The organism is Mycobacterium sp. TH-M15 (assembly GCF_057473705.1).
Map to the genome: position 1 here is coordinate 1 of NZ_JBYCLB010000406.1, position 4671 is coordinate 4671.

The 4671-nt window shown below is 67.7% G+C and carries 4 protein-coding genes and 3 pseudogenes; 4 read left to right on the top strand and 3 right to left on the bottom strand.

Annotated features, from left to right (window positions below):
- Both AC2VNT_RS09905 and AC2VNT_RS09910 read left to right on the top strand, forming a co-directional pair.
- Positions 1 to 385: pseudogene (locus tag AC2VNT_RS09905) on the top strand (polyphosphate--glucose phosphotransferase); the annotation flags it as partial.
- Positions 386 to 575: 190 nt separating this feature from the next.
- Complete coding sequence (locus AC2VNT_RS09910; RefSeq protein WP_486946691.1) at positions 576 to 2189, top strand: RNA polymerase sigma factor; 1614 nt, start codon at positions 576 to 578, stop codon at positions 2187 to 2189.
- Between the two features lie 44 nt (positions 2190 to 2233).
- Here AC2VNT_RS09910 and AC2VNT_RS09915 read toward each other — a convergent pair.
- Positions 2234 to 2822 (bottom strand): annotated as a pseudogene (locus AC2VNT_RS09915) (SDR family NAD(P)-dependent oxidoreductase); the annotation flags it as partial.
- A 221-nt stretch (positions 2823 to 3043) separates the two neighbouring features.
- Here AC2VNT_RS09915 and AC2VNT_RS09920 point away from each other — a divergent pair.
- Positions 3044 to 3460 (top strand): hypothetical protein, encoded by a 417-nt coding sequence (locus AC2VNT_RS09920; RefSeq protein WP_486946692.1) that lies wholly within the window; start codon positions 3044 to 3046, stop codon positions 3458 to 3460.
- A 25-nt stretch (positions 3461 to 3485) separates the two neighbouring features.
- Here the strand turns inward: AC2VNT_RS09920 and AC2VNT_RS09925 are convergent, their stop codons facing one another.
- Positions 3486 to 3779, bottom strand: a complete 294-nt coding sequence (locus AC2VNT_RS09925) for a hypothetical protein (RefSeq protein ID WP_486946693.1) — start codon at positions 3777 to 3779, stop codon at positions 3486 to 3488.
- A 400-nt stretch (positions 3780 to 4179) separates the two neighbouring features.
- Positions 4180 to 4335, bottom strand: a pseudogene (locus AC2VNT_RS09930) (DUF952 domain-containing protein); the annotation flags it as partial.
- Between the two features lie 123 nt (positions 4336 to 4458).
- On the opposite strand from AC2VNT_RS09930, the gene AC2VNT_RS09935 reads away from it, so the two are divergent.
- Entirely contained in the window at positions 4459 to 4653 is a 195-nt protein-coding gene (locus tag AC2VNT_RS09935; RefSeq protein WP_486946694.1) for a DUF7455 domain-containing protein, read from the top strand.
- Positions 4654 to 4671 lie beyond the last annotated feature (18 nt).

Sequence of the window (4671 nt, forward strand, 5' to 3'; positions counted from 1 at the left end):
GGGTGTTCCCGGGGTGGTGTTGCTGCTCACCTTCGGGACCGGGATCGGCTCGGCGGTCATCCACAACGGCAAGCTGCTGCCGAACACCGAGCTGGGCCACCTCGAGGTGGGCGGCAAGGAGGCCGAGCACCGGGCCGCGTCCTCGGTCAAGGAGCGGAAAGACTGGAGCTACGCGAAGTGGACCAGGCAGGTGACCCGGGTGCTGGTGGCCATCGAGAACGCGCTCTGCCCGGACTTGATCATCGCCGGCGGCGGAATCAGTAAAAAAGCCGACAAATGGGTGCCACTGCTGGAGAACCGGACACCGGTGGTCGCCGCAACGCTGCTGAACACCGCGGGGATCGTCGGCGCGGCGATGGCCGCCGACACCGACGTCACCCGATGACATTTCCGCCCGCTGCGCAAGTCCCAGCCGATTCGGTCGTTACAATGGTTCGCGGCGGCCGCCGGACCGACGGTGGCGACTATCCGAGTAGGTAACCCCAGTCGAGATCGACGCCGACATTCCACATATCCAGCACTCGCGGTTGCGCACGGTCAGGCCTACCGGGAGTCAGTCCGACCGAGGGGTGGACGTGCCACCGACCAAGGCCAACCCGGCAACCGACGAGCCGAAGCACCGCAGCGACGCCAGCAAAACCCAAGCTGAGGCTGCCGCCAAAGCGCCTGCCAAGGCGCCCACGAAACGATCACCGGCCAACTCGGCCAACGGGGCCGCTCCGGCCAAGAACGCCAGCACGACGACGGCGCGGGCCGCGACCGATCGCGCGGCGGCAAAGGCGCCCGTCAAGAAAGCCCCGGCCAAGGCGGCCACGGCCAAGACCCCCACCAAGAAAGCCCCCGCCAAGCAGGCGGCAATCAAGGCCCTCGCCGCCAAGACGACTGCGGCCAAGAAGGCGCCCGTCAAGACGCGCGGCGCGGCGAAGACGGCGACGTCGACCACAGAGCCCGACGCCGGTGCCGCGAAGCTCGAGGCGGCGGAGGCCGACGTCGACCTTGAGGTGGAACCCGGCGAGGACGACATCGACGCGGGCGAACCCGATCTGAGCCTGGACGACCTTGAAGAGGACGCCTCCGACGGCGCGAGCGCCGCGGAGGCCTCGGAGGAAGGCCAACCGGAGGCCGACGGGGCGGCCCCGAAGCCCGGCGGCGAAGACGACGACGAGCTCCCCGAGCCCACCGAGAAAGACAAGGCGTCCGGCGATTTCGTCTGGGACGAAGAGGAATCCGAGGCGCTGCGGCAGGCCCGCAAGGACGCCGAGCTCACCGCGTCGGCGGACTCGGTGCGCGCCTACCTCAAGCAGATCGGCAAGGTGGCACTGCTCAACGCCGAAGAGGAAGTCGAGCTGGCCAAGCGGATCGAGGCGGGCCTGTATGCCACCCAGAAGATGACCGAGCACACCGAGACCGGTGAGAAGCTGGCCGTCACCTACCGCCGCGACATGGCCTGGATCTGCCGGGACGGCGACCGTGCCAAGAACCACCTGCTGGAGGCGAACCTGCGGCTGGTGGTGTCGCTGGCCAAGCGCTACACCGGCCGCGGCATGGCGTTCTTGGACCTGATCCAGGAGGGCAACCTGGGCCTGATCCGCGCGGTGGAGAAGTTCGACTACACCAAGGGGTACAAGTTCTCCACGTACGCCACCTGGTGGATCCGCCAGGCGATCACCCGGGCGATGGCCGACCAGGCCCGCACCATCCGTATCCCGGTGCACATGGTCGAGGTGATCAACAAGCTCGGCCGAATCCAGCGTGAGTTGCTACAGGACCTGGGCCGCGAGCCGACGCCGGAGGAGTTGGCCCGGGAGATGGACATCACCCCGGAGAAGGTGCTGGAGATTCAGCAGTACGCCCGGGAGCCGATCTCGCTGGACCAGACCATCGGCGACGAGGGCGACTCGCAGCTCGGTGACTTCATCGAGGATTCCGAAGCCGTGGTGGCCGTGGACGCGGTGTCGTTCACCTTGCTGCAGGATCAGCTGCAGTCGGTGCTGGAGACCCTCTCGGAGCGCGAGGCCGGCGTGGTCCGGCTGCGGTTCGGCCTCACCGACGGCCAGCCGCGCACCCTCGACGAGATCGGCCAGGTCTACGGGGTCACCCGCGAGCGCATCCGGCAGATCGAGTCGAAGACGATGAGCAAGCTGCGCCACCCGAGCCGTTCGCAGGTCTTGCGCGACTACCTGGACTGAGCGCCTTGGGCCGTCCGGGCCACGGATCACCGGCCATCACCCGGCTACTTGCCCCGGACGGTCGACAACTCGGCGTCGGTGTCGGCACCGAGAGCCCTCAGCGGCTTCGAATCGCCGAATCGCTCCAGCAGGCGGGCGGCGAGCTTTTCCAGGGTATTGACCGAGAAGGGTTGGGCCATCCGGCGGTTGATACCGGGGGCGACGCGCAGCATGAAATGACCCAACCAGGCCGCGGTGCGCACCGGAACGACCGCCAGGTCGAACCGCACCGCGCGCGCCGCGGCACGGGCGACCAGATTCGGGTCGCCGATGTTGGTGTTGATCACCCCGGGGCAGATCGCGCTGCCCCCGACCCCGTTGGGCCCCAGCTCTAGGCGCAGGCATTCGGTGGGCATCTTCACCCCGGCCTTAGACACCGAGTACGGCGCCATCACCGGTGTCGGGGTGAATGCCGCGACAGAGGCGATGTTGACGATATGGCCGGATCCCCGCTCGACCATCTGGGCGTCGAACACCCCGACAGCCGTGCACCACCCCCATCAAGTTCTCCGATAGCTGGCGATCCCAATCGGCCGGGCTCAGCTCCAGAAACGGCCCGCCCACCGGCATGCCCGCATTGTTGACCAGTACGTCGGTGTGGGCGCCGCGTTTGGCGAATCCGATCGTCCGTCTCCGGCACCGCCGCTATTTGAGATGATCGACCAGGTCGCCCTCAGCACCGAACCGCTCCTGCTGCCATCGCCGAACCAGACGCTCGGTGCCGATGTCGTCCGGGTGGAATCCGGGTCGGCGCGGCGCCCCCCACTTAGCCCGATGCCGACACCGGCGACCAAGATCCGTGCAAGATTGACGTCATGGTTCGTGAAAGCTTGGTGGTCACCGGGTCAGTCGCAGCGGCGCTCGGACTCCTCACCCCCGCGGTCGCCCACGCCGGGTCCGGACAGTTTGTGCGGACCCAGTCCGGGGAGATCCTCTGCGACGTCCTGTACCAGGAGGTGTACTGCCAATACCCACCGGGATTCCTGCGGGCACCGGTGGACCCGGCGACGGGTCGGCCGTTCAACCTCGTCGTCGTGCAGACGTCGGGTGACCTGGCCTGGAAAACGGGTGAGATCACGGCCTGGCCGGACCCGGAGATCGCCATGATCGACGGTCGGTCTTACCACCTGTACGGATGGGTCATTCAGACCAGTGCCGAGGGCACCCGTTTCATCAGCGACTTCACCGCCCACGGCATGTTCATCAGTACCGACGACGCCCAGCCGTTCTAACCGGATTCGCTTGCGGTCAGGGTTGTCAGCCGCCGGGGGGGCAGAGATGCGCGTGCGCGGCATGTGCGACCGCCCGGTTGACCGGCCGGTTGTCGTTGTCCAGGACCGCCCAGTAGGGACCGTCCGGCGCCGCGATGTCACAGAACTGGTAGCCGAGATCGAGCAGCGCGTGGTCGCCGATGAAGATCCATCCCGGGGGTATCTCGGCGCGTGCCTGGGCGAGGAACCCGGCGTCGTCGCCGGCCCACGCGGTCGCCGACTGGCTCACCGCCAACCCCGCGGCCACGATCGTGGCGGCGACCTTGCCGTTGATCTTCATCTTCCGTTCCTTCGACTGCCGGGAGAATCGCCGGACCGAGACAGCTGATGTTCAGGTGCGCTCACTGTAAAGCAAATCACACCGAGCGACTACCCGGACTCGGTTCATGTGCCGCATTCTCCTTTGATGATCGCCCAGTTCGTCCGACTCCAGGCGTCCCGCGGGGTGATGCGGTGGTTGTTGCGCTGCAACTGCTGGTAGATCTGCCCGTTGCTCTCCCCCCAAGTTCCACGCCATGCAGATCTCGTCGGTCACGCCGGGCGCGGCCGAACCCCGGGTGCGACGGCCAACAACGCCAGCATCAGCGCACCGGCCACCCCGCTCCGCAGCGCGCTCATCGTGTTCCCCGCTCACTGCGGTCGGGTCACCGACGGGTCGAGCGGCGCGAAGCCGCCGTGCGGCGGCCACGGTAGAGTCGGTGGCGGGCAGGTGCACCTGACCGACAGTGGAGAGGTGGACGAATTTGGCACCCGGTTGTGGAGGAATCTCGCCGCGGCGCCGGGCCGCCGACCAATCCCCCGCCGCACAGATGCACCAGCACCTCGGTGCAAGTCATCGGTGACCAGCCCGCCGCACCGCGACCCATCCGGCAGGTGAGGCACGACACACCGGCGACGGGAACAGTGCGACAGCCCCGAGCGTCTGAGACAGTCGTAGTACCCGTGCAGAAAGAGGAGCCATGAACGCAACCCTGACCGGTCCGGAGTTGACCCGGGCCGACCGCTGCGATCGGTGTGGTGCCGCCGCCCGCGTGCGCGCCACCCTCCCGTCCGGGTCCGAGTTGCTGTTCTGCCAGCACCACGCCAACGAACAACAGACCAAGCTGATCGAGATGGACGCCTTCCTGCAGGCCGGCGCCCCGGTGGAGGCGTAAGAAGTCTTCGCACCCACC

Bases quoted from the DNA above. Each gene is read 5' to 3' on its own strand.
- AC2VNT_RS09920 (WP_486946692.1), top strand. From the start codon at position 3,044: ATGGTTCGTGAAAGCTTGGTGGTCACCGGGTCAGTCGCAGCGGCGCTC.
- AC2VNT_RS09925 (WP_486946693.1), bottom strand. From the start codon at position 3,779: ATGAAGATCAACGGCAAGGTCGCCGCCACGATCGTGGCCGCGGGGTTG.
- AC2VNT_RS09935 (WP_486946694.1), top strand. From the start codon at position 4,459: ATGAACGCAACCCTGACCGGTCCGGAGTTGACCCGGGCCGACCGCTGC.